The sequence below is a fragment of the Pseudomonas fluorescens genome (assembly GCF_040448305.1).
Classification (GTDB): domain Bacteria; phylum Pseudomonadota; class Gammaproteobacteria; order Pseudomonadales; family Pseudomonadaceae; genus Aquipseudomonas; species Aquipseudomonas fluorescens_BH.
This window is the reverse complement of record NZ_CP148752.1, coordinates 1,584,998-1,609,322: the sequence shown is the minus strand read 5'-3', so window position 1 is coordinate 1,609,322 and position 24,325 is coordinate 1,584,998. Positions and strand designations below refer to the sequence as shown.

Annotated in this window: 22 protein-coding genes; 14 read left to right on the top strand and 8 right to left on the bottom strand. The window is 60.2% G+C overall.

The annotated features are described in order from the left end of the window. Nucleotides 1-22 precede the first annotated feature (22 nt). From WHX55_RS07260 to WHX55_RS07245, 4 genes are all read left to right on the top strand, one after another. Nucleotides 23-436, top strand: a complete 414-nt coding sequence (locus WHX55_RS07260) for a translation initiation factor 2 (protein WP_150724420.1) — start codon at nucleotides 23-25, stop codon at nucleotides 434-436. A 7-nt stretch (nucleotides 437-443) separates the two neighbouring features. Further along, on the top strand, nucleotides 444-1,121 hold the full coding sequence (locus WHX55_RS07255) for a response regulator transcription factor (RefSeq protein WP_150724419.1): 678 nt from the start codon (nucleotides 444-446) through the stop codon (nucleotides 1,119-1,121). 142 nt (nucleotides 1,122-1,263) lie between these two features. Further along, nucleotides 1,264-1,713, top strand: coding sequence for an LTXXQ domain protein (locus WHX55_RS07250; RefSeq protein ID WP_353742312.1), 450 nt, complete (start codon nucleotides 1,264-1,266; stop codon nucleotides 1,711-1,713). Between the two features lie 174 nt (nucleotides 1,714-1,887). Then, nucleotides 1,888-3,231 (top strand): HAMP domain-containing sensor histidine kinase, encoded by a 1,344-nt coding sequence (locus WHX55_RS07245; RefSeq protein WP_150756679.1) that lies wholly within the window; start codon nucleotides 1,888-1,890, stop codon nucleotides 3,229-3,231. A gap of 123 nt (nucleotides 3,232-3,354) precedes the next feature. Here WHX55_RS07245 and WHX55_RS07240 read toward each other — a convergent pair whose 3' ends face one another. Next, a complete protein-coding gene (locus WHX55_RS07240; protein ID WP_150757647.1) occupies nucleotides 3,355-3,921 on the bottom strand; it encodes an NAD(P)H nitroreductase in 567 nt (188 codons plus the stop codon). A 121-nt stretch (nucleotides 3,922-4,042) separates the two neighbouring features. Between WHX55_RS07240 and WHX55_RS07235 the strand changes: the two genes are divergently transcribed. Then, on the top strand, nucleotides 4,043-5,497 hold the full coding sequence (locus tag WHX55_RS07235; RefSeq protein ID WP_150724415.1) for a TrkH family potassium uptake protein: 1,455 nt from the start codon (nucleotides 4,043-4,045) through the stop codon (nucleotides 5,495-5,497). On the opposite strand, the gene WHX55_RS07230 is transcribed toward WHX55_RS07235, so the two are convergent. Further along, complete coding sequence (locus WHX55_RS07230) at nucleotides 5,454-6,515, bottom strand: AraC family transcriptional regulator (protein WP_353742311.1); 1,062 nt, start codon at nucleotides 6,513-6,515, stop codon at nucleotides 5,454-5,456. The two genes, WHX55_RS07235 and WHX55_RS07230, sit on opposite strands and share 44 nt — an antisense overlap. 159 nt (nucleotides 6,516-6,674) lie before the next feature. Here WHX55_RS07230 and WHX55_RS07225 point away from each other — a divergent pair, with 159 nt between their 5' ends. Both WHX55_RS07225 and WHX55_RS07220 read left to right on the top strand, forming a co-directional pair. Further along, a complete protein-coding gene (locus WHX55_RS07225) occupies nucleotides 6,675-6,986 on the top strand; it encodes a DUF962 domain-containing protein (RefSeq protein ID WP_150724413.1) in 312 nt (103 codons plus the stop codon). A 27-nt stretch (nucleotides 6,987-7,013) separates the two neighbouring features. Beyond that, complete coding sequence (locus WHX55_RS07220; RefSeq protein ID WP_353742310.1) at nucleotides 7,014-7,604, top strand: HD domain-containing protein; 591 nt, start codon at nucleotides 7,014-7,016, stop codon at nucleotides 7,602-7,604. Between the two features lie 142 nt (nucleotides 7,605-7,746). Here the strand turns inward: WHX55_RS07220 and WHX55_RS07215 are convergent, their stop codons facing one another. Next, a complete protein-coding gene (locus WHX55_RS07215) occupies nucleotides 7,747-8,562 on the bottom strand; it encodes a UDP-2,3-diacylglucosamine diphosphatase (protein WP_223441250.1) in 816 nt (271 codons plus the stop codon). A gap of 134 nt (nucleotides 8,563-8,696) precedes the next feature. On the opposite strand from WHX55_RS07215, the gene WHX55_RS07210 reads away from it, so the two are divergent. Both WHX55_RS07210 and WHX55_RS07205 read left to right on the top strand, forming a co-directional pair. After that, complete coding sequence (locus tag WHX55_RS07210) at nucleotides 8,697-9,455, top strand: helix-turn-helix domain-containing protein (RefSeq protein ID WP_150724410.1); 759 nt, start codon at nucleotides 8,697-8,699, stop codon at nucleotides 9,453-9,455. A 77-nt stretch (nucleotides 9,456-9,532) separates the two neighbouring features. Further along, nucleotides 9,533-10,426, top strand: a complete 894-nt coding sequence (locus WHX55_RS07205) for a DMT family transporter (RefSeq protein WP_353742309.1) — start codon at nucleotides 9,533-9,535, stop codon at nucleotides 10,424-10,426. On the opposite strand, the gene WHX55_RS07200 is transcribed toward WHX55_RS07205, so the two are convergent. The 4 genes from WHX55_RS07200 to recQ form a co-directional block, all read right to left on the bottom strand. Further along, nucleotides 10,420-10,707 (bottom strand): SelT/SelW/SelH family protein, encoded by a 288-nt coding sequence (locus tag WHX55_RS07200; RefSeq protein ID WP_056721456.1) that lies wholly within the window; start codon nucleotides 10,705-10,707, stop codon nucleotides 10,420-10,422. The two genes, WHX55_RS07205 and WHX55_RS07200, sit on opposite strands and share 7 nt — an antisense overlap. 33 nt (nucleotides 10,708-10,740) lie before the next feature. Continuing rightward, on the bottom strand, nucleotides 10,741-11,994 hold the full coding sequence (locus WHX55_RS07195) for a hypothetical protein (protein ID WP_353742308.1): 1,254 nt from the start codon (nucleotides 11,992-11,994) through the stop codon (nucleotides 10,741-10,743). 127 nt (nucleotides 11,995-12,121) lie between these two features. After that, nucleotides 12,122-12,556, bottom strand: a complete 435-nt coding sequence (locus tag WHX55_RS07190) for a MarR family transcriptional regulator (RefSeq protein ID WP_150724407.1) — start codon at nucleotides 12,554-12,556, stop codon at nucleotides 12,122-12,124. 119 nt (nucleotides 12,557-12,675) lie between these two features. After that, nucleotides 12,676-14,802 carry a DNA helicase RecQ gene (gene recQ, locus WHX55_RS07185; RefSeq protein ID WP_150757641.1) on the bottom strand — a complete coding sequence of 709 codons (2,127 nt, stop codon included), beginning with the start codon at nucleotides 14,800-14,802 and terminating at the stop codon, nucleotides 12,676-12,678. Between the two features lie 427 nt (nucleotides 14,803-15,229). On the opposite strand from recQ, the gene WHX55_RS07180 reads away from it, so the two are divergent. The 5 genes from WHX55_RS07180 to WHX55_RS07160 all read left to right on the top strand — a co-directional run bounded on the left by WHX55_RS07180 (nucleotide 15,230) and on the right by WHX55_RS07160 (nucleotide 21,755). After that, on the top strand, nucleotides 15,230-15,817 hold the full coding sequence (locus WHX55_RS07180) for a YecA family protein (protein ID WP_007975277.1): 588 nt from the start codon (nucleotides 15,230-15,232) through the stop codon (nucleotides 15,815-15,817). A 10-nt stretch (nucleotides 15,818-15,827) separates the two neighbouring features. Further along, nucleotides 15,828-16,223, top strand: a complete 396-nt coding sequence (locus tag WHX55_RS07175) for a YbaN family protein (RefSeq protein ID WP_353742307.1) — start codon at nucleotides 15,828-15,830, stop codon at nucleotides 16,221-16,223. Between the two features lie 101 nt (nucleotides 16,224-16,324). Further along, nucleotides 16,325-17,032: a cysteine protease LapG gene (gene lapG / locus WHX55_RS07170; RefSeq protein WP_353742306.1), complete on the top strand. Its 708-nt coding sequence runs from the start codon at nucleotides 16,325-16,327 to the stop codon at nucleotides 17,030-17,032. A gap of 22 nt (nucleotides 17,033-17,054) precedes the next feature. Beyond that, a complete protein-coding gene (gene lapD, locus WHX55_RS07165; RefSeq protein WP_353742305.1) occupies nucleotides 17,055-18,995 on the top strand; it encodes a cyclic di-GMP receptor LapD in 1,941 nt (646 codons plus the stop codon). 129 nt (nucleotides 18,996-19,124) lie between these two features. Further along, nucleotides 19,125-21,755, top strand: a complete 2,631-nt coding sequence (locus WHX55_RS07160) for a hypothetical protein (RefSeq protein ID WP_353742304.1) — start codon at nucleotides 19,125-19,127, stop codon at nucleotides 21,753-21,755. Between the two features lie 114 nt (nucleotides 21,756-21,869). Here the strand turns inward: WHX55_RS07160 and WHX55_RS07155 are convergent, their stop codons facing one another. Continuing rightward, entirely contained in the window at nucleotides 21,870-23,972 is a 2,103-nt protein-coding gene (locus tag WHX55_RS07155) for an autotransporter outer membrane beta-barrel domain-containing protein (protein ID WP_353742303.1), read from the bottom strand. Between the last annotated feature and the right edge of the window lie 353 nt (nucleotides 23,973-24,325).

Below are 24,325 nucleotides of genomic sequence, written 5' to 3'. Positions count from 1 at the left end.
CGTATTGGAACCAGGAGTCGCCATGCGCAAGGGTCCGTTGTGTCTGATGTTGGTCACGTTGTCGATCGGGGCGCCCGCCCACGGTGAAGAATACGCCGAGGGTGGCAATTCGACGCCTCTGTCCTTGAGCGCCGGCAGCCAGATCACCGAGCTGCAGCAACGCTTGAAAGAAAGCGAACGGCAACGGGAAGATCTGAACAAGCAATTGCAAACTGCCGAGAGCGAACGCGAAAGCCCGCTGCTGGCCCGGTTGCGCCAGGAGAACCAGCGGTTGAAGCTGCAACTCAAGGAAGCCCAGGCCAGCAGTCCGCTGCCGCGCCTGCTGACCGACCAGCAACAATGGTTCGTCATTGGCGCCGGGGTAGCGCTATTGGCTCTGCTCTGCGGTATCTTCGCCAGTGGAGCAAGTCGAAAACGTCGACAATGGCTAAATTGAGTGAGTCATGAGCGAGCTGTTACTTATTGATGATGACCAGGAACTGTGTGAGCTCCTGAGCAGTTGGCTGAGCCAGGAAGGGTTTCAGGTACGTGCCTGTCACGACGGCCAGAGCGCACGCCGCGCGCTGGCCGAAACCGCCCCGGCGGCCGTAGTGCTGGATGTGATGTTGCCCGATGGCAGCGGCCTGGAACTGCTCAAGCAGTTGCGCAGCGACCACCCGGATTTGCCGGTGCTGATGCTCTCGGCCCGGGGCGAGCCCCTGGACCGTATCCTCGGCCTGGAGCTCGGCGCCGACGATTACCTGGCCAAACCCTGCGATCCACGGGAACTGACCGCCCGCCTGCGCGCAGTCCTGCGCCGTAGCCACCCGGCAGCGGTGTCCAGCCAGATGCAACTGGGCGACCTGTGTTTCAGCCCGGTGCGCGGTGTGGTCAGCATCGACGAACAGGAATTCACCCTCACCGTCTCCGAAAGCCGCCTGCTGGAAGCCTTGCTCAAGCAACCCGGCGAACCCCTGGACAAACAGGAACTGGCGCAGATCGCCCTCGGCCGCAAGCTGACCCTGTACGACCGCAGCCTGGACATGCACGTCAGCAACCTGCGCAAGAAGATCGGCCCACACCCCGATGGCCGACCGCGCATCGTTGCCCTGCGCAGCCGCGGCTATTACTACAGCCTCTGAACCCCGTAGGAGCTGCCGCTTTGTCAGGTCAGCCGAAAATCATGTTTACCAAAGCTTTACCCTCCGCTGACCGCCGCTGACCTTGATCTGCGTAATCTGTACTCATCCGGAACGTACCGGGAACGAGACAAGGAGATACACCATGCGCAAGACTCTTATCGCTCTGATGTTCGCTGCTGCCCTGCCGACCGTTGCCATGGCCATGCCTGAAGGCGCTGGCCCCATGGATGGGTCGATGGACGGTTCGCGCCACGGCGGTCAGATGCACGGCATGCACGGCAAAGGCCCGTACAGTGAACTGGACCTGAGCCGCGAACAGCGCGAGCAGATCCGCAAGATCATGGGCGAGCAGATGCACGAGCGTAAGCAACTGGTCGATAAGTACCTGGAGAAACTCCCGCCAGCCGACCAGAAAGCCATGAAGGACGAGATGGCCGCCAACCACAAGAAGGCTGAAGCGGACGTGCGCGCCTTGCTGAAACCGGATCAACAAAAGAAATTCGACGAGATCCAGAAAAAACAGGCTGAACGCCGCGCCGAGTGGACCGAGTTCAAGGCCTGGAAAGCGCAACAACCGCAAAAGGCGCAATAATGCGCTAACCCCGGGCCCAACGGTTTTCACCGCTGGGCCTGACACCACACAACTCACTGTGGGAGCGAGCCTGCTCGCGATAGCGTCAGCACGTTCAACATCAACGTGACTGAAAGACCGCCATCGCGAGCAGGCTCGCTCCCACATGGATTTGTGATCGTTCGAGGATTTTCCGTGCGTTCATTGTTCTGGCGTATCCTGGCCAGCTTCTGGCTGGCCATCGCTCTGGTTGCAGGGCTTTCCATCCTGCTCGGGCACATGCTCAACCAGGACGCCTGGATTCTCAGCCGCCACCCGGGCCTCAACACGCTGGCCGAAGAGTGGACGCAAACCTACGAAAGCCAGGGTGAAGACGCCGCCCAGGACATTCTCCAGCAACGCAAACGCCAGTATCACATCGACGTTCAGGTGCTTAACGAAAGCGGCGATCCGGTGGTGCGCGGCACCTTTCCCAAACGTGCGGCGGCCTTTGAAGCGCGCCAGAACAACGATGACCGGCGCCTACCATGGCGGCGTCTGACCGATGAGTTCACCAGCGAAAAAACCGGTGACACCTACCTGTTCATCTACCGCATCCCGCATCCGGAACTGAACGCCTGGCACCGCGAGAGCCTGCTCTGGCCGCTGAGTGCCCTGGGAATCGCCCTGGTGGTGCTGACCCTGTTCAGCCTGCTGGTGACCTTTTCCATCACTCGCCCGCTCAGCCGTCTGCGTGGCGCGGTGCATGACCTTGGCCAAACCACCTATCAACAGAACAGCCTGGTCAAACTGGCCAACCGTCGCGATGAGTTCGGCGTCCTGGCCAACGACTTCAACCGCATGGGCGCGCGCCTGCAAAGCCTGATTGGCAGTCAGCGGCAACTGCTGCGGGATGTGTCCCACGAATTGCGTTCGCCCCTCGCCCGTCTGCGTATCGCGCTGGCGCTGGCCGAACGGGCCACTCCGCAAGAACGGGAACAACTGTGGCCGCGCCTGACCCGCGAGTGCGACCGACTGGAAGCGCTGATCAGCGAAATCCTGGTATTGGCGCGGGTCGACTCCGATAACGCCAGTGCCGAAGAGGTGGACCTGAACGCCTTGCTCAATAGCTTGCAAAAGGATGCGCAACTCGGTTCACCCGAGCAACTGGTCCACCTCGAAGCCGAATCGCAACTGAATCTGAAGGGCTGGCCGACCATGATCGAACGGGCCGTCGACAATCTGCTGCGCAACGCCCAGCGTTTCAATCCGGTGGGTGGCCTACCGATCGAAATGCAGGCGTTGCGCCAGGGTGAGCGGATCGTCGTGACCGTGCGCGATCACGGGCCGGGGGTCAGTGCCGAATATTTGAACCAGCTCGGTGAGCCGTTCTATCGGGCGCCGGGGCAGACCGCGGCCGGACACGGCCTGGGCTTGGCCATCGCCCGGCGCGCGGCGGAGCGACATGGCGGCAGCCTGGTGCTGGCCAATCACCCGGAAGGCGGGTTTATTGCCAGCCTGGAATTGCCGTTGGTACCGGGGGCTGTGGTTCAGCCCTGATCCAATGTGGGAGCGGGCTTGCTCCCGGCGGCGTTCCGACGAAAGCGGTCTGTCAGCCAACATGGATGTTGAATAGTTAGCCGCTTTCGCGAGCAAGCCCGCTCCCACACTGGATGGGGGGTGTCAGGCTTTACCGGGCCAGGTGCTGACGAATTCGGCCAGGTCGACTTTCTCGGCCACACGCGGTTCTTTCTGCGGCGTACCCAGATACAGGAAAGCAATCACCTCTTCTCCCTCCGCCAGGCCCAAGCCCCTGGCCACATGCGGCGAGTAAGCCAGGTCACCGGTACGCCACACCGCGCCAATGCCCTGCGCATAGGCCGCGAGCAAAATCCCGTGGGCCGCGCAGCCTGCCGCCAGCAACTGCTCGGACTTCGGATATTTGACGTGATCCTGCACGCGAGCGATCACCACTACCACCAACGGTGCCCGCAGCGGACCATTGCGCGCCTTGTCGATGGCCGCTTCGCCGACTTCGCTGTCTTGCAATTTCGCCGCTTCGGCCAGCAACTCGCCCATTTGCTCACGCGCCGCGCCTTCCACTGTCAGGAAACGCCAAGGCTGCAAGTGACCGTGATCCGGGGCGCGCATGGCGGCGCCAAACAGCACCTCGCGCTGCTCGGCAGTGGGTGCAGGGTCAATCAGTCGTGGAACGGAAACACGGTTGAGCAAAGCGTCGAGAGCCTGCATCGGCCACCTCCTGAAAAATTTGTGCGGCTATTCTAGCTGTAACTGTCGCAGCAGTGCCGGTTTACATGCCCTGCCCCGCAGGTAGAATGGCGCCCTTTCCACTATCAGCCGAGCGGACCTCATGGCGTTGCCGACCTTACGGATCATTGGTTTCATCATCGGCATCTTCCTGATCACGCTGGCGATCTCCATGGTCGTGCCCATGGCCACGCTGGTCATTTTCGAGCGCACCAGCGATCTGCCATCGTTCCTCTGGGCCAGCATGATCACCTTTGTCGCCGGTTTGGCGCTGGTGATTCCGGGGCGCCCCGAACACATTCACCTGCGCCCCCGGGACATGTACCTGCTGACCGTCAGCAGTTGGCTGGTGGTGTGCATCTTCGCCGCGCTGCCGTTCCTGCTGACCCAGCACATCAGCTACACCGATTCATTCTTCGAAAGCATGTCCGGCATCACCGCCACTGGCGCGACCGTGCTCACCGGCCTGGACTCCATGTCCCCCGGCATCCTGATGTGGCGCTCGTTGCTGCACTGGATCGGCGGCATCGGCTTTATCGGCATGGCGGTGGCGATCCTGCCGCTGTTGCGCATCGGTGGCATGCGGCTGTTCCAGACCGAATCGTCGGACCGCTCGGAAAAAGTCATGCCCCGCTCACACATGGTGGCGCGGCTGATCGTGGCGGCCTACGTCGGCATTACCATTGTCGGCAGCCTGGCGTTCTGGTGGGCCGGAATGAGCCCGTTCGATGCAGTCAACCACGCGATGTCGGCGATTTCCACCGGCGGTTTCTCCACCTCCGACCAGTCTTTGGCCAAGTGGCCGGAGCCTGCGGTGCATTGGGTCGCGATCGTCATCATGATTCTCGGTGCCCTGCCGTTCACCCTGTATGTCGCCACGTTGCGTGGTAACCGTCGGGCGCTGATCAAGGATGAACAGGTTCAAGGCCTGCTGGGCATGCTGCTGGTGACCTGGCTGGTGCTCGGCACCTGGTATTGGTGGACTACCCAGCTGCATTGGCTGGAGGCGTTGCGGCATGTGGCGCTGAACGTGACGTCGGTAGTGACCACCACCGGTTTTGCACTGGGGGACTACAGCCTCTGGGGCAATTTCTCGCTGATGCTGTTCTTCTACCTGGGGTTTATCGGCGGTTGCTCCGGCTCGACCGCGGGCGGTATCAAGATTTTCCGCTTCCAGGTGGCCTATATCCTGCTCAAGGCCAACCTTAACCAGCTGATTCACCCGCGCGCGGTGATCAAGCAGAAGTACAACGGTCACCGCCTCGACGAAGAAATCGTGCGGTCGATCCTGACCTTTTCGTTCTTCTTTGCAATCACCATCTGTGTCATCGCACTGCTGCTGTCGCTGCTCGGCGTGGACTGGATGACCGCCCTCACTGGCGCAGCCAGTACCGTGTCCGGTGTCGGCCCGGGGCTCGGCGAAACCATCGGCCCGGCGGGCAACTTCGCCACCCTGCCGGATGCCGCCAAGTGGATTCTCTCGTTCGGCATGTTGCTGGGCCGGCTGGAGATCATTACGGTGTTTGTGCTTTGTATTCCGGCATTTTGGCGTCATTGACCGCTTCAGCTGATTGCATCAGCCGCATCCGGTACTCGCCGGGTGTGGCATCGAACCAGCGGCGGAAAGCACGGAAAAAGTTGCTCGGATCGGCAAACCCCAGCAAGTAGGCAATTTCCAGCAAGGTCATGCTCGGTTGCGCCAGATACTGCTCGGCCAGCTCACGCCGGGTATCGTCCAGCAGCGCCTGAAAACTCGTGCCCTCTTCCTGCAAGCGCCGCTGCAAGGTGCGCTGGGACAGATGCAGCGTCTGCGCCACGGTGTCGCGCTTGGGCTCGCCTTGGGGCAGCAGACGGCACAACACCTGCCGCGCCTTGTGGGTCACGCGGCTTTCGGAAAAGCGCGCCAGGTATTCACCGGCAAAGCGGTCATGCAGCAACGCCATTGCCTCGTTGGCCGTCGGCAGCGGCGCTTCCATATCGGCGCGTTCGAAAATCAGTGCATCGTAAGGCGCGTTGAACACCAGCGGAGCATGGAAGGCTTGTCTATAGGGTTCCAGGTTGGCCGGCTCGGCACCTTGCAACAACACTTGGCGTGGTTGCAACGTACGCCCGGTCAACCAGCCGCACAGCGCCAAGGCACAGGCCATTGAAGCTTCGGCGCTTTGTCGGGTCGGCGGCAGATGGTCGCCATGCACCATCAGAATCAACGCGTAGCCTTCCTCCAGCAGCTGGAAACTCAGGTCGGCACTTTCGGCGATGATCCGCTGATAGCGCACCAGTCGCTGAAAGCCTTCGGCCAGGGTCTGGCTGGACATCAAGGCGTAACCGGTCACATGAAACTGCGCCGGTCGCACCACCTTGCCCATGTTCAGGCCGATGGCCGGGTTGCCGGACAGATCGACCGCGCGCTGCCACAGCCGTGTCATGGAATCTTGCGGGAAGCGTGCATCCGGATCATCCAGTGCCGCGTAGTCGAGCCCCAGCTGTTTGAACAGAGCCCGGCAATCCAGGCCGTCCATCTCCAACGCTTTGACAATCCCCATCGCCCAGCTTGCAGAAGTCGTTCGTTCGCTCATGGCGTTTTCTTACTTGGTGGCCGCATGCTACGGCTATTGACCGAAGGATACTAAAGTGGCGCCTATTGTCAGTGGCTGATGCCATTGATCACTCTAGACTCAATTAAGCTACCCGCAGAACAACTTGCAGCAAGAACAATAACCACAGAGATCGCTGTCGTGGAAAACGTCAAACGCTTCAACAGCTTCGCTGAGTTCTATCCTTACTACCTCAGTGAGCACAGCAACAGCACCTGTCGCCGTTTACACTTTATCGGCACGACCCTGGTTATCTTGATTCTGTCGCTGACCATTGGTCGCGGAGCATGGATGCTGTTGTGGACCCTGCCACTGGCAGGTTACAGCTTTGCCTGGGTCGGGCATTTCTTCTTCGAGAAGAACCGCCCGGCAACCTTCCAACACCCCTTCTATAGCCTGCTCGGCGATTTTGTCATGTACCGGGACATGGTCATGGGGCGCGTTCCGTTCTAGCTGACATCCGTCACAAGAGAGTTGCCTATGAATGCCAATGCCCGCTTCACCCACATGAAGGACGGAACGCAGGAAGACTGGGCGATCATCGCCGCGGACTTCAGTGCCTATGCAAGACAATTGCCTGCACGGATTGTGGCGCACCTGAAGTTGCTGGAGGGGGATTTTGGCGGCTTCCCGGTGGATCGCCTGACCCACTCCCTGCAAACCGCCACCCGCGCCTGGCGCGATGGCCGCGACGAAGAGTACGTGGTCTGCGCCCTGCTCCACGATATCGGCGACACCCTGGGTTCCTACAACCACCCGGACATCGCGGCGGCGATCCTCAAGCCGTTCGTCAGCGCCGATAACTTGTGGATGGTGGAAAAGCACGGGATTTTCCAGGGCTACTACTTCTTCCATCACCTGGGCATGGACCGGCATCTGCGTGAGCAATTCCAGGACCATCCGCAGTACCAGGCGACCGTCGAATTCTGCGCCAAATACGATGCGGCGGCGTTTGATCCGGCGTACGACACGCTGCCATTGAGCTTTTTCGAGCCGATGATGGAGCGCTTGTTTGCGCACCCCAGGAACTCGATCTACAAGACGGCGATGGAAGAACAGGCTCCGGCGTGAGTCATTTCGGGACCGCTGCGCGGTCCATCGCGAGCAGGCTCGCTCCCACAGGTTTTGCGGCGTCCACAGATTCTGTGTTCACTACAAATTTACTGTGGGAGCGAGCCTGCTCGCGATGAGGCCCGCACGGGCACAGTGATTTTCACGCCAGCTCTGCCACCCTGGCCGCCTTCAACTGCGCCTCACGCGCCTGGGCATCCGCCAGGCGATACAACTCGATCGAGCCATCCCAGTGCTCGATCAGCGCGGTGCACGATTCCACCCAGTCGCCGCAATTGAGGTAGTCCACCTCGCCGACCTTGCGAATCTCGGCATGGTGAATGTGCCCGCACACCACACCGTGCAGCTCGCGCTTGACACATTCATGGGCGATGGCTTCTTCGAAGTCGCTGATGAAGCTGACCGCGCTTTTCACCTTGTGCTTGAGGTAGGCCGACAGCGACCAGTAGCCGTAGCCATATCGCGCGCGCCAATGATTGAGCCAGCGGTTGAGGGTCAGGGTGAATTCGTAGGCCGAGTCACCGAGAAACGCCAGCCAGCGATGGTAACGGGTGATCACATCGAACTGGTCGCCATGGATCACCAGCAGGTGCCGGCCGTCGGCGGTGACGTGCACGGCTTCGTCGACCAACTGGATGTTGCCCAGGATCAGCTTGGAATAGCGGCGCAGGAATTCATCGTGGTTGCCGGTGACGTAGATCACCTCGGTGCCACGCTTGCTCATGGTCAGCAGGCGACGGATGACGTTGGTGTGCGCTTGTGGCCAGTACATGCCGCCGCGCAGTTTCCAACCGTCGATGATGTCGCCGACCAGGTAGATCTTGTCTGCGTGGTAGCTCTTGAGAAACTGCGACAGGTGTTCAGCCTGGCAATCCCGGGTGCCCAAATGCACGTCGGAAATCCATAAAGTCCGTACGCGTTGTTTACGGGTGGGTTTGGCGAGCTCGGCGCTGGTCATGGGCAACCCTCTGGCAAGTTTTGCCAAGTCTGCCCCGGCCCGGTTAATGGTCCATGACAGCGTCAAGTCAGTCCTGTGACAGCGCTTGTTGGCCCGCTCGGTGTAGACTGACGCCCTGAACCGGGAGACCTGCGATGAGACCGATCCTCACGCTTCGCCAATACAGCCACGACCTGATCGTCCACAGCCACGAACACGCGCAACTGGTGTTCGGGCTTTCGGGCGCGCTGGATTTCGAGGTCGACGGCCGTGGCAGCCAGGTGGTTCAGCAGAGTTTCGTGGTGGTGCCCTCCGGGGCGCATCACGCGTGTGGCAGCGCCAATGGCAGCCGCTGCCTGGTGCTGGATGTACCCGGCGAACAATGGGTTGCCCAGTCGTTGGGCGATCACGCCGAGTCCAGCCGACGCTTGCTCGACAACGCCGGGCGTCGGCCCCTGGACGCCGGGCAAAGCCAATTGGTCAGTTGGCTGGCGAACAGTCCGGTCGATGATCCGCTGATCGCTCAACAAGGCGCGGTGCTGTTACTGGCCAGTCTCAACAACGCCAGGCCCGACGCGGTCGGCGGTCGGCGCCTGCCCTATGCCGCGCTGAACGCGCACATCGATCAGTACGCGGCGTACCCGCTGCAGGTGGCTGACCTGGCCCGGGTGGTCGGCCTTTCCAGTGCCCGATTGCATGCGCGGTTCGTGTCCGAATGCGGGCAGACGCCGATGGACTATATCCGCAGCCGACGTCTGCACATCGCTGTGGGCTTGCTGCGCAACTCGGCGCTGCCCATCGGCGAGATTGCCAGCCGCGTCGGCTACAGCTCCCAGAGTGCCTTTGCGGCGGCGGTGCTGCGCGAGTTCGGGGCATCGCCCGGGAAACTGCGGCGCGAGGCTGGCGACAAATAACGCGAGTTTGCCGACAGACTTGATGGGCGATTACGCGCTTCAATGAGGCCTCTGTTCGTTTGTCGTTAAGGATTGCAATGACTCCCCGTACCGCCCTTGGCGCCTTGCATATCGGCGCATTGATGTTCGGCCTGACCGGTGTGTTCGGCAAACTGGCTGCCGCTTCACCGGCGATCATCGTTTTCGGCCGTGCCGCTTTCGCTGTGCTCGCGCTGGCGTTTTTTGCACGGTTCGCCAGCCAGACGCGCTGGCAGAAACTCGAGGCGGTGGACTGGCGCCGGCTGCTGCTCAGCGGCTTGTTGCTGGCCGGGCACTGGGTGAGCTTCTTCATTGCGGTGAAAGTCGCAGGCGTAGCAATTGCGACGCTCGGTTTCGCCAGTTTCCCGGCCTTTACCGTAATCCTCGAAGGGCTGATTTTCCGCGAGCGCATTCGCGCCAATGAAATCGTGCTGGTGCTGCTGGTGAGTGTCGGCCTGGTGCTGGTCACGCCTGATTTCGACCTGGCCAGCGGCGCCACCACCGGCCTGCTGTGGGCCGTGGGTTCCGGGTTGTTGTTCGCCCTGCTGTCACTGACCAACCGTGCCAGCTCCGGGCGAGTCCCGCCGGTACAGGCTGCGCTGTGCCAGAACGTGGTGGTTGCCCTGTGCCTGCTGCCGGTGGCGGCGCCTCAGTTGAGCGAAGTGCGCGCCATCGACTGGCTGTGGATCGGCCTGCTTGGAGTGTTCTGTACCGGTGTCGCCCACAGCCTGTTCGTCGCCAGCCTCGCGGTGATCAAGGCACGCACCGCCGCCGTGGTGTTCGCCCTGGAGCCGGTCTACGGCATCACCGTCGCCTGGCTGCTGTTCAACGAAAATCCGACCCTGCGTATGTTGCTGGGGGGCGCGCTGATCATTGTGGCGATTGTGGTGTCCAGCCGGTTCTCAAGTGGCACAAGCAAAAAGACTGTTGCAGCCGAGGCCGCGTCTCACTGAGTGCGGTCGTTGTGCCCCAGGTCGCGGTCCGGGTCAATCTGGTCGCGAACTCGCTGCTTGAGCACTTTGGCCTCGGGGAAACCACCGTCGGCCTTGCGCTCCCAGATCTGCACGGCGTCACAGTAGATATGAAAGACCCCGCCGGTGCCCGGCACCAGGGAGACTTTGCCCAGGTCATCACCAAAGGTGCTGAGCAGTTCCTGGGCCAGCCAGGCCGCACGCAACAGCCATTGGCATTGCGTGCAATAGGTGATGATGATTTCCGGTTTGCTGACGGTCATGATGGGGCGTGACTCCAGAGTTTGACGACGTCGCTATGATAGCCCGACCGGAGGCTGTCGAGACGGCGGAGCGAATTGCGCCTCCAACTCGAACCCAGGCTCGATCATGGCCAAAGCAGCCGGCTGTGGGTTCTCGATTGGCCTGATCACGTCCCAACTCGACGCCATGGACAGCTCCTCCAAGTTGAGCCGGTACTCATCGTCAGTGGCGGATTCGCCAGATATCGCCAGACCCGGAACTACCGCCACGGCAGCCGCGACCGGAATGGAATGGCGGCTATCGACCCGCTCAAGCTCATCGTTGGCCGGCACCCCGTCGCGATGCACAGTGGATGGTTGCATGACGGGGGGCCACATCACAGGCTCGGTAAAGAGCTCAGCCAGCGGTTCATGCTGCGACGGCAGCGCCTCTGACGCTGTGGCCTGGTGCTGCTGTCGCTGGCGGCGAACAAACCAGCCCAGCGCCAGCAATGCTATCAGCGCCGACACACTGGCAATCGGCAGCCAGCCAATCCCGGGGTTTTCAGCAATGGCGGGGGTTGGCGCCACGGCGTCGGATGCAATGGGTTGCGCCTTTACCTTCTTGAGCTCCGCCAGTTGGGTTTGCAATTCGGCCAACTGTTTTTTCTGGTCGGTGATCAGCTCATCCTGGCCTTGAAGCTTCTCGTTGAGCTCATCGACAGTGGTTTGCAACTGGTGGTTTTGCAGGGTACTGGCGGCCAGTTGTTCGACAGCGGGATCAACCACGGCGACGTCCGGTTCTGGCATCGTCTTTGTCACAGGTGATGGCGCCACGACCGGTTGAACACGGGGGAATGCGGACGCCGGGGAACGGGAAAACGCTTCATCGGCGGCGGGAACAACCCCCGACGAACCCGGCGGATCGATCAGTACCGTGTACTCACGCAGCAATCGCCCATTAGGCTGATTGAGCTGCACGAGGAAATTCAGGAAGGGTTCACTGACCGGTTTGCCGGAGGTCACCTGGATCACATTGCGATTACCGCGCAGCACCGGGGTGAACTTCAGGTCGCTGAGGAAAAATGCCCGGTCGACCCCGGCACGACTGAACTCGTCCGCCGTTGCCAGGCTCACCGACAGCTGGTTTTCCTCGAGGCCGGCGGCATCCACCAGTGCGATATCGGCACGCAGCGGTTGATTCAGCGCCGAATGCAGGGTGATTTCACCCAGGCCCAGCGCCGGCGCCCATGCCGAGTAAGTGACTGCGACCCCGGCCAGCAACCACTGAGAACCACCGCGTAAAACCAATCGCCAACACTTGAGCATGAGCATCCTTGAGATCTACAGAAACCATCCGCACGGGTTCGTACATCCGTTACGAACACGATATTGCCGAGTAGTTCTTATAGTCTGCCCAATGCGGTCTCTCAAAAGCCTGGCGTTCGGTTATGCCTCAAGACTTTTCAAGGTTGCCCAGGATGTGCCCGTGAACCCGCATGCACACCTTCAAATCCGCCTCATCGACGCCTTCGAACAGTTCGTGACGCAGTTGCGTGGCAATGGTTTCAATTTGTTCGATCAGGGGACGCGCCGGGGCGCAGAGCACGATTTTCTTCGCCCGACGGTCTTCCAGCACTGCCTGGCGTTGCACCAGGCCCTGGCTTTCCAGGCTGTCGAGCAAACGGGCCAGGGTCGGGCCTTCGACGCCGACGCTTTGTGCCAGCTCACGCTGGGTCGGTGCTTCATCGAAACGCGCCAGGTGCAGCAGCACCAGCCAGCGCGCCTGGGACAAGCCCATGCCCGCCAGTCGGCGGTCCAGTTCGGCACGCCAGCCACGGGACATCTGGGCCAATTGCATGCCAAAGCGGTGTTGATCGGTTAACGGCATAAAACACTCATGATCAGACTGAAATAAATAAAAACTAATTATTAGTCAGCTAAGCATGAGCCTCGACTTGAGGCAAGGCTTGATCTGTACTGAATCGTTACATCAGCACTACAGATGTCTCAAATCTCGAACTCCGACTGCAACGCCGCCCGAACGCAGTACAGCACCCCTTCCGGAACCCTGCCTGCAAACAGCGCGGCGATCTCGGAAACCGGAGGCAACTCACCTTCGCCGTCGAGGAAGGCGTCCTGGATTTCACCCATCAGGTCTTCAGGCAGATCCAGCGCCTGTTCCAACGACAACTGCTGCTTGCCGATCGCTTCGGCCAGCATGGTGTAGACGTTCTTTTCCGAGCACTGCAATTGACCGGCGATCTGTACCGGCGTCATCCCGGCCCGCGCCAGCGTGATCAGTTCGTGACGCACGTCGGCCACCGGTTTCGGCGCCTCGACCTGACCGCCGAGCACTTCGAGGAAGGCCTCGCCGTAACGTTCCAGCTTGCGCGCGCCGACACCGCTGACCGTGGCCATTTCCGCCAGCGAGGTCGGCTGACTGCGCAGCATTTCCAGCAAGGTCGAGTCAGGGAAGATGACGTACGGCGGCACGCCATGTTCTTCGGCGAGCTTGCGACGCAGGGCGCGCAAGGCTTCCCACTGTTCGCGCTCCTCGCCACGGACCAGTTGGCTCGCCTGGCTCTTGCTGCTTTTCGCCACGGTTTGCGCCTTGAGATCGCGGCGCAGCTCCAGGGTCACTTCGCCCTTGAGCAACGGCCGGCAACTGTCGCTCAGGCGCAGACCGCCATAGCCCTCATGGTCAACATCGGCCAAACCGCGAGCCACCAATTGGCGGAACAGGGAGCGCCACTCACCTTCGGCCCTCGCCTTGCCGACACCAAACACCGACAGATGCTGATGGCCGAAGTTGCGGACCTTTTCGTTGTCCTTGCCCAGCAACACATCCACCAGGTGCCCGACGCCGTAGCGCTGACCGGTGCGGTAGATCGCCGACAGCGCCTGACGCGCAGGCTCGGTGGCATCCCAGGTCTGCACGCCGTCGACGCAGTTGTCGCAATGACCGCAGGGTTCGGGCATGTCTTCGTCGAAGTAGGCCAGCAGCGTTTGCCGACGGCAGCGGGTTTCTTCACAGAGCGAGAGCATGGCGTCGAGCTTGTGCTGCTCCAGGCGCTTGTGGCGCTCGTCGCCTTCGGAGTTCTGCAGCATCTGCTTGAGCATCACCACGTCTTGCAGGCCGTAGGCCATCCAGGCATCCGCCGGCAGGCCGTCACGGCCGCCACGACCGGTTTCCTGGTAATAGGCCTCAAGAGATTTCGGCAAATCGAGGTGCGCGACAAAACGCACGTTGGGCTTGTCGATGCCCATGCCGAACGCCACCGTCGCAACCATGATCAGGCCTTCCTCATTGAGGAAGCGTTTCTGATGGTAGGCCCGCAGATCGTTGGGCAGACCAGCGTGGTACGGCAGCGCCGGGAAGCCTTGTTCGCTGAGGAACGCAGCGACTTCCTCGACTTTCTTGCGCGACAGGCAATACACGATGCCCGCATCGCTACGGCGCTCGGCGAGGAACGCCAGCAACTGCTTGCGCGGCTGCTCCTTGGGCACGATGCGATAAAAGATGTTCGGCCGGTCGAAGCTCGACAGGAAGCGCTCGGCGTCTTGCAGGTGCAGACGGGTGACGATTTCTTCCCGGGTGCGCTTGTCGGCCGTGGCGGTCAGGGCGATGCGCGGCACGTCGGGGAACATTTCCGCCAATTGGCCCAGTTGCAGGTATTCCGGGCGGAAATCGTGGCCCCATTGCGACACGCAGTGTGCTTCGTCGATGGCGAACAGGGCGATGTCCAGCCCCTGCAGGAAGGACAACATGCGCGGCTGGACCAGACGTTCCGGCGCCAGATAGAGCATTTTCACCTCGCCGCGGCGGATACGGGCGGCGAGGTCGCGCTGCTGCTCGGCGCTGAGGGTGGAGTTCAATGCGGCGGCGGCCACGCCCAGCTCTTCGAGGGTGGCGACCTGATCGTCCATCAGTGCGATCAGCGGCGAGACCACCACGGCCAGGCCTTCGCGCAACAGCGCCGGGACCTGGAAGCACAGGGACTTGCCGCCACCGGTAGGCATCAGGACCAGGGCATCGCCGCCACTGGCCACGCGCTCAATGATTGCACCCTGGCGGCCACGGAAACTGTCGTAGCCGAAGATGTCCTTGAGGACGCGTTGAGCCTGTTCGAGCATAGAAACTCCAAAAATCACCGAAACATCCCTGCAATGCTGGTTCAGAACCCGCGATGCTGCACCGACAAATCGTAAGCGCGCATTGCATGACGCTCCACATTTCAGCCGTAACGCCAGCAGGGCATTACAAAACGCGCGAGTATACCCGAGCGCTGTCCGGCAAAGGGCACCGCTGATAAGACACCGGCAAACCTGATGTGCAAAAAAACTGTGGGAGCGAGCTTGCTCGCGATGAGGCCATCACAGTCAACATTGATTTCGCCTGAACCACCGCCATCGCGAGCAAGCTCGCTCCCACAGGGATACCGCTTGACCGAACTGTTTGGTGTGCAACTGCCACAAACGGGCAAATATGCCGTGCGGCTGGCCCAAGTGCTCAAGAAGGCCTAGAATTCCCGCATCGAACATTCCCCAAGGTAGTCCTTTAATGTCCTTCGCTGAGCAACTAACCCGCCTGCAAGTCTTCCTCGACGCCGATGAACTGCATGACGAGGCGCTGGACTACGTGGCCGCCCACGGCTACCTCACCGCGCTGTCGATCTGTTCCGAAGTCGTTCCTGATCGTGAGTGGATCGATGCACTGTTCGCCGAAGAGCCGCACTACAGCGGCGAAGCCCAGCGCGAAGAGATCGAAGCCACGCTGATCGGCCTCAAGGCCCACATCGCCCGCCAACTGGCCTCCGACGAAGAATTCGAGCTGCCGTGCGACCTCGACCTGGGCGACGACCCGGATGATTCCGAACTGCGCGGCTGGTGCATCGGTTTCATGGAAGGCGTGTTCCTGCGCGAAGAAGCCTGGTTCGAAACCGCCGAAGACGAAGTCAGCGAAATGCTGCTGCCGATCATGGTCGGTTCGGGCCTGTTCGACGAGCAACCGGAGTTCTCCGACATTGCCGCCGACGCCAACCTGATGGACGACATGATCGTGCAGATCCCGGAAGCCCTGACCGCGCTGTACCTGCTGTGCAACGCACCAGACGAAAAACCGGCGATTCTCAAGCCTCGCCACCACTAAGGTTCTGCCTATGGACAACCCCATAGGCAACCGCCCCCTGATGTTGCGCTACGTGCTGCTGGCCATCGGCTGGCTGAGTGTGGCGCTGGGGGTGATCGGGATTTTCCTGCCGGTATTGCCCACCACCCCTTTCCTGTTACTGGCGGCAGCCTGCTTCGCCCGTAGTTCCCCGCGCTTTTATCAATGGCTGGTTGAGCATCCACGGCTTGGCCCCTGGATCCGCGACTACCTCGACGGCAACGGCATCCCGCTCAAGAGCAAGGTCTACGCCATCAGCCTGATGTGGGCGAGCATCCTGCTCTCCTGCTACCTGGTGCCGCTGCCCTGGGCACGGGGGTTCATGCTGACCAGTGCGGTGCTGGTGACGATCTACATCCTTAAGCAGAAAACCCTGCGCAAATCCTGAAGTCTCCCTTGGCCATTTGTGGCTAACCCCGTCCGACGACCTGCCCTGCCGCGCCCAAAACACCACCTAAACTTCACAAACCTACACTCGAGCAGCCAGACATGGCCCGCAGTCTGCGTAGTCCAGGATGGCCAACGCTCCGACTTCGGCTCGGCGGCTGGTTGCTGCTGGCGGGTTTGCTACTGACCGAATTCAACGAGGTCCGGGCCGACTGGGATTTTGCGCAGATTCTGCAAACCGTTGAACAACGCTACGGCCCGCTCGGAGCGGCGCGAGATCGGATCGAGGCGTGGAGTCAAATGCTGCAAAGTGCACGCGGCGCGACCGAACGCGAGCAGCTCAACGCGGTGAACCGTTTCTTCGATCAGCAGCTGAACTTCCAGGACGACACGCGTATCTGGCAACAGACCGATTACTGGGCCACGCCCGTCGAAGCCCTGATCAAGGGCGCCGCCGATTGCGAGGACTACGCGCTGGCGAAGTATTTCAGCCTGCGCCGACTCGGCATTTCCAGCGAAAAACTGCGCATCACCTACGTCAAGGCCCTGAGCCGGAACCAGGCGCACATGGTGCTGACGTTCTACAGCACCCCCACAGCCGACCCGCTGGTGCTGGACAACTTGATCGGCGATATCCGCCCCGCTTCCCAGCGTAAAGACTTGCTGCCGGTTTACGCCTTCAACGCCGAAGGCCTGTACCTGCCGGGCAAGAACGGTGGCCAGCGCAGCAGCGACTCGAAAAAGCTGTCGCGCTGGCAGGACGTGTTGAAAAAGATGCAGGCCGAAGGGTTCGACATAGGCGACGGCTAACCGCCCTGGCAAGGAGCGATGTATGACACTGCGTAAACAGTTGTTCCTGGCCATCTGCCTGTTCCTGCTGGTGGCGTTCAGCGGCAGTTTTTTTGCCAGCCTGGAAAGCTCCCGCGAGCAAACGCTCAGCCAGCTGCGCGCCCACGCCCAGGACGCGGCCACCGCGCTGGGGCTGTCGCTGACGGCGCAGGTCGATGACCCGGCAATGATGGAGCTGATGGTCAGTTCGATTTTCGACAGCGGCTATTTCAGCAGCATCCGCGTCATCAGGCTCAAGGATCAGCAAACGCTGGTGGAGCGCAGCGCACCGACAAAAATCGACGGTGTGCCTGACTGGTTCGTCAACCTGGTCGACCTGCGCCCGGAAGGCGGCGATGCCTTGATCATGCGCGGCTGGGAACAGCTGGCACGGGTCGAAGTGCTGAGCAATCCGCAATTTGCCCTGGCCAAGCTCTGGGACAGCACCCTCGGCAGCCTGATCTGGTTGCTGTTGTGCGGGCTGTTCAGCGCCGTGATTGGAGGATGGATGCTGCGCCGACAATTTCGCCCACTCGACAGCATGGTCCGACAAGCCGAGGCCATCAGCAAACGCGAGTTTCTCAGCCTGCCGAAACTGCCGCCCACACCGGAATTGAAACGGGTGGTGCTGGCGATGAACCAGATGGTCGAGAAGCTCAAGGCACTGTTCGTCGAGGAGGCTGCGCGCAGCGAAAAACTGCGGGCCGAATCCTATCTGGACAGCCTCACCGGCCTGGCCAACCGGCGCCTGCTCGATGAGCAACTGGCCGACCATTTACGTGTGTGCGAACAGAGCCGCGACGGCCATTTGCTGATGTTGCGGATCAACGACCTGAACGGCCTCAATCAGCGCCTGGGTGGCCAACGGACTGACGCGCTGATCAGTGCTGTAGGTGAATTCCTCAAGCGCCTGACTCAATTGCCGGAGCGTCGCACCTGGCTGGCGGCGCGCAATCGTGGCGGCGAATTCAGCCTGCTGACACCGGGTCTGGACGCTGAAAGTGCCGCGCGCCTGGCCGCCGATGTCAGCGTCAGCCTGGAGAACCTGCGCCTGACCGGCGCCAGCGATTGCATGCCGGTCGCCCATCTGGGCGTTGTCGCCTACCACCCCGGTGAGCCGATCAGCACCGTACTCCTGCGCCTTGATCAGGCAGTGACGGAATCCCGGCAACATCCCGAACGACCCTGGGTTTATTTGAGCCATCGTGACACGGCGCCGAATCACTCTCAGCACGACTGGCGCACCTGGATCGACGACGCCTTGACCGAAGGCAAAATGCAGCTGTACTTCCAGCCCGTCGTGCAATGCGCCGACACCCACCAGGTGCTGCATCACAAAGTACTCGCACGCCTGCTCGACCCACAGGGCGAGGCGATTGCCGCCAGGCATTTCCTGCCATGGATCGAGCGTCTCGGCTGGTCGGCACGCTTCGACCTGGCGATGCTCGAAGCCACGCTGGACCACCTGGTGGTCAACCGCAGGCCCTTGGCACTGAGCCTGTCCGGGAGCACCCTGCGCGACCCGCTGCAATGGCGAACAATCCTCGACCTGCTTGATTCCCTTCCCGAACTGGCGCCGCTGCTGACCCTGGAAATCGACGAGCGCCAGTTGCCCTCCCCCGAAGTGCTGCAGAACCTTTGCAGCACATTGCTCAAGACCGGTTATCGAATCGGCCTGCAACACTTTGGCGGGCGCTTCAGCCAGATTGGCAACCTGACCCAGTTGGGCTTGGCGTACCTGAAAATCGATGGGGCCTACATTCGCGACATCGACGAGCAGCCTGACAAGCGGATGTTCATCGACGCGATCTTTCGCGCGACCCACAGCATTGATCTGCCGCTGATTGCCGAGATGGTCGAGACGCCAGGGGAACTGGAGATCATCCGGGAGTTGGGCGTATTCGGGGCGATGGGGCGGTTGATCGGGGCGCCAGAGCCGATGTAATGGCCGGCCCGCTACGTCCTGACCATTGATCCGAAAACCTCACCAACCTGTTATTTCTGACAGTAGTCAACCCGTCGTTCCGGGCTTTAAATCACTCCGTTACCCCTGTCAACGAACGGAGTCACCATCATGACCGCTAAACCACCGAGTTCCTCAACGCTCTCCCCAGATACCCCAATCGAAACCATGGAAACGGTGACTTTCACCGAGATCCGTGACTCCAAAGGCGACCTGGTTGGCAAGAACACCACTACCTTCGATAAAAACCTGACGGCCAAGGGCATGGCTGGGCCCAACACGGAACTCTTGTTACGCGATGTTCTGAGCAGACTGATTGAAGTCACAAGCGACGCTGATGGCAACTGGATCAAACAGCTTCCTCCCCTGTCGACCTTCAAGCGTTACAGCCTTTCTGCTATCGAAATATTTCCGCCTCAACAGTCCTCCACACTGTACATTTTCGTTCTAGCAACTGAGACACCGATCATCGAAAACGTCACTGGCAAGGATGGCCCGATTGAAAGTGGCGCGACCTACGACGGTGACTGGTTGGAGTTCTCCGGCCACGCACCTCCCAATATGGAAGTTGAAGCATTCAACGGCGACACTCCCACGGGCAAGAAAGACACTGTTGATGATGTCGGCCAGTTCAATCTCACCTTCGATGGCCTCACCGCTGGCGCCTACAGCATCAAGATCAGGGCAGCCAATGGCAAAGAGTCCAACGTGTTCGAATTCCGCGTCGTATTGGATGTAAAACTGATCCTTGATAGGGTCATCGATTCTCAGGGAGTGATCGCTGAAAACAGCACCACCTACGATGACACGGTTACGGTCCGTGGCTATGCCAGGCCCCACGAAAAGGTGCAACTGCGCAATAACGAGACCCCTATCGACGGAGTAACGCCGACCGCCCGGGAGCGCGACGGACTCTGGGAAACCGAACTTGGGGTGTTCCCCGGTCCGTGCAGCCTTGACGCTCAGGCGTGTTATGGCGAGGGCGAGATTTCCAAGCCGCCCTATCCCTTTATCGTGGCGTTGGATGTCAAGCTGAGCCTGGATGATGTCGCCGATTCAGCGGGGTCGATCGATGAGGGCGGCAAGACCTACGACAATAAGGTAACGGTCAGCGGCTATGCCAGGCCCGGCAGACAGGTGCAATTGCTCAATCATGACATGCCCATTGGCGGAGCAGTCGCACCCGCCGATGAGGAAGACGGACTCTGGACATTCGAACTTCCTGTGACCCCCCGTTCGTACAGCCTTACCGTTCAGGCGCGTTATGGCGATGACGAGATTTCCGAACCGCCCCGCACCTTTACCGTGGAGTTGGACGTCGAGCTGAGCCTGGATGATGTCCTTGAGTCCGAAGACGGCCCTCCTGTCCCTGACGACGGCACCACCGACAAGAACCAGTTGATCATCAAGGGGCATGCCAGACCCGGTGAGAGCATTCAGCTACTCAATGATGGCGCCCCCATAAAAGATGCCTTTGCACCTGCCGATCCCAACAATGGCGAATGGAAATTTCTGCTCGATGTGATAAACGGTTTCTACCGCCTCGCCGCCAAGGCGAACTATGGCGAGGGGGACATCACCGACCCGCCGCGCACCTTTACCGTGTCATCCATCATCAAGCCGCACAATACCCGCGTGTACGATTCGGACGGCCCGGTCGAGGACAACGGAAGTACCCCATACAACCATGTCATTGTCAGGGGTGATGCTGCGCCGTTAGCCGGGATCAAGCTGAAGATCAACGGTGTCACCGATCCGACGCCGGAACCGACTGACGATAAGGGCAAATGGGTCAGATTCGTTCCAAATCTGAAATACGATACCCGTCATACAATCATCGCGGAGGCAAACTATGGTAACAATGCCGAGTCTAATCCATGGACGTTTACTACCGGGAAACAGGACGTCAAACCGGACATCGAAAGCGTTAAGGATTCCAAGGGCAACCTTGTCCTGTCTGGCTCCACCACCAGAGATATTCATCTGACCGTCAGCGGCAAGGCAGCACCAGGACAGAAGGTCCGGTTGCTCGACGGTATTGATCCGCTGGGAGAGCCTGAGGCCGATGATGAGGGCACGTGGGTACAAGCCATAACCGCTTTTACCAAGTTCGTCAGCCTTACCGCAAAGGCCCTGTATGGGCAGGGCGAAACATCCTTCCCACCCTACACGTTTACCGTTACACCGTTCGGCGAAGTAACGAACATCGTCGACTCCAAAAACAACCCCATTCTGGAAGGTGGATACACCACTGACACAAGCCTCACGTTTATCGGCAAGGCCAGTCCAGACCATGCAGTTGAAGTATGGAATGGCGATCAACAAATGTCGGGAGCAACCGCCGATGAAAAAGGCGAATGGAGTCGCCAGTACGGCTTATCCCTTGGACTTCATGGCATCACCATCAAGGTCAAGGATGTCGAGTCCAGCCCGCCCCGCACGTTTTACGTGGTAGAGAACTCCGAGCTGAAAATTGATAGGGCCACAACCCGATCGGGAACCCCCATTCCAAATAACGGAAGTGCGTCTGAGCGAGATTTGATTTATTTCTACGGATCCGGCGCCTACCGGGACTCGGAACTCAAACTGTACGTTGACGACATCTTCTCAAGCAGAAGACACGCTGACGAAAAAGGAGAATACCGGATAGACACCGGTGAACTATTAAAGGGAAGCCACAGATTCCAGGTGAGAGGGGTGAACGGGCAGGTTTCGCAGGATTGGTACATTACAATCACTTAGTAATTAGTAAGTCAGGGTTGTTTACCTGATTACTCCACAGGCTTTTCATCAGTAGTACCAGGCAATGAAAAAAACCGCTTAACGCGGTTTTTTTCATTCCTCCATACCAAGCCATTAAAACCCGTAACTCACCCCCAGCGTCGCCGACCATGGCTGTTCGTAATTTTCCCCTTTGCCGTAGTCGAGGTCCGCACTCACCCGTACATTGGATGCCAAGGCAACGGACACTCCGCCACCCACCTCAAACCCACTGCCCGACAAATCGCTGTTGAGCTCGTTGCCGTTGACATGCACGTTGTCATTGTTGGCAAACTCATGAACCATTGCGACCCGCCCGTATGGTTGCACGACGGTGCCGCCGCCCATCTTGAAGTCACGACCGGCAGCGACACCCAGCTTGGCACGCAACGAACGCGTCCGGTCGCCGTCGGCGTCCATGCCATTGTCGAGGTCATAGCTCGCGCCCTCGATGACAGCCGCCGACAATTGGGCGGAAGGCTTGACCAGCCAGTCATCCGCCAGCCGAATGTTGCGGCCGACTTCCACCAGTGCGCTGGCAGCCGAGTTGCTGTAGTCGCCTTTGGCGCGGGATCCGTCGCTCAAACGGATTTTTGAATCGTTGCGGAAATGGTTGAGTTTCAAGGCACCATTAAAATAGATACCGCTATCCATATCCTGCCAGCCAATGTACGGACCGGCGTAATAGCTATCGACCGTTGCCTTGCTTCCGCCTTTGAGATCAATGTCCGACTGGCTGTAACCGGCCAGCACCCCGACACGCCAGGGACCATCACCCAGACGAGTATCGGCCCCCAGGGAAATGCCCTGTTGCCGCTGTTGGTAGGCCACGCCCGCCCCCTCGCCGACGTTGTACTTGTTACCGTAGGGACGTACCCAGACGCCGTACAAATTGCCATTCGATTGCAAGTCACCCATGCGGCTTTCGAGTGATTTCAGCTCGCCATAGGAAATGGTCGACGCGGTGCGGAACAACGCCAGAGCCGTCTGGGCGCCGGGGCTGACCGTTTTGGTGGCGGGGTCGAGGAACCACTCTGTACCGCCGCTGCCATCGGTGGCGCTGGCCAGATCGTAGGACCAGGTGCCCAGATCCACCCGACCGCCGATCAGCGAAAACTGCGTATTGCCGCTGGCCGTGCGCACCAGTGCCAGTTGTTGCGTGGCCACTGCATCCGTGCCCGAAGCCTCGACTTCCAGCCCGAATTGACCATTGGCTGCGCCGGTCACATTGAGAAAATCAGCGGTTCCGGTAGCAAAATCGCCCTTCATGGCAAACGTGCCATTGCCCTCAAGGGCTCCGATGTTCAGTTGACGGAATGCACCCGCGGCATCACCGAAATCCACCCGGCCGCCGTCCATGGTCAGGCTGCCAACTGTGTCATTACCGGTCATGGTCCAGTTCGACTGACTGAGCGTGACGCCAGTGACGTTATCCAGGCGACCGGTGAACTGCGAGCCGTTTTGCAGGGTGACATTGGCGGTCGAGCCATTTTCGACCACTACGTCGCCGGTCATCTGACCTCGATCGAACGTCAGGTTGGCGCTGCTGTTGTCAGTGACTTGCACGTTGCCTTGCAAGGCGCTGCCGGCCACTCTCATGGCGGCCGTGGATGCGCCCAGCACTTCCAGCAGATTGCCGTTACTGCCTGCCAAGGTGGAGCCGTTCAACACCTCGATCGTGGCGTCGACACCACCGTCCACCTCCAACGCCGGCCCGCTGCGGCCCACTACGCTTGAGCCGTCCAGCAGCAACGATGCAGTGCCTACGGGTGAGTCCGTTTCAAACCGGACACCGGCGGCATCACCGCTGATTTGCGTATTGGCGGATGCGCGAACGACGCCCCCCGCTACGAACAGGCCGAAGCTGCCTGGGTCCGTCCCCGTGGCCTTGCTGTTGATCAGGTCTAGGGTACTGAAACCCGACACAGCGGCACCGGATATGGCGCCACTGAACTGACTGTTTGCCGCAGTCACCACCGATCCCTGCGTCGATCCGGGTTCCCGGTTGACCAACAGTGCGAAGCCGTCAGCGGTCACCGTCGCCTGATTGATGCTCCCCCGGCTACCGTTGATGGTGATTCCGTCGCCACCGGCATTGCCGTTGATGGTGCCGCCGTTGATATTGAGCGTCGAGCCACGTTGAATCTCGATGCTTTGCGTCGTGGCACCGTTCACATTGAGGACACTGTTATTACGCACCAAATAGTCGATAGGTACAGGCGCGCTTGTCGGATCGATATCCAGCGTGCTGCCGTTATCGACGATGACCGCTGCAAAAGCGGATGAGCTCAAAAAAAAGCTGGCATCAACGCCAGCGTTCCAATGGATCGTAAGGTGAAAGTCGGGTTTGCTGCTGTGCGGATCGCCATGGGTTCATATCCTTCTATCATTGCGCCCTCACTGAACAATGACACCTGGAGGACTACGAAGGCGGCAGACGATACCGATTCTTCCTACGGAAAAATGTAGGATTAATCTCTAAGCACATCAGACAAATCCGCCACTCTCAATCCAGTCCACCGCACAATAAAAACGCTTGAAAAAAAATGGAG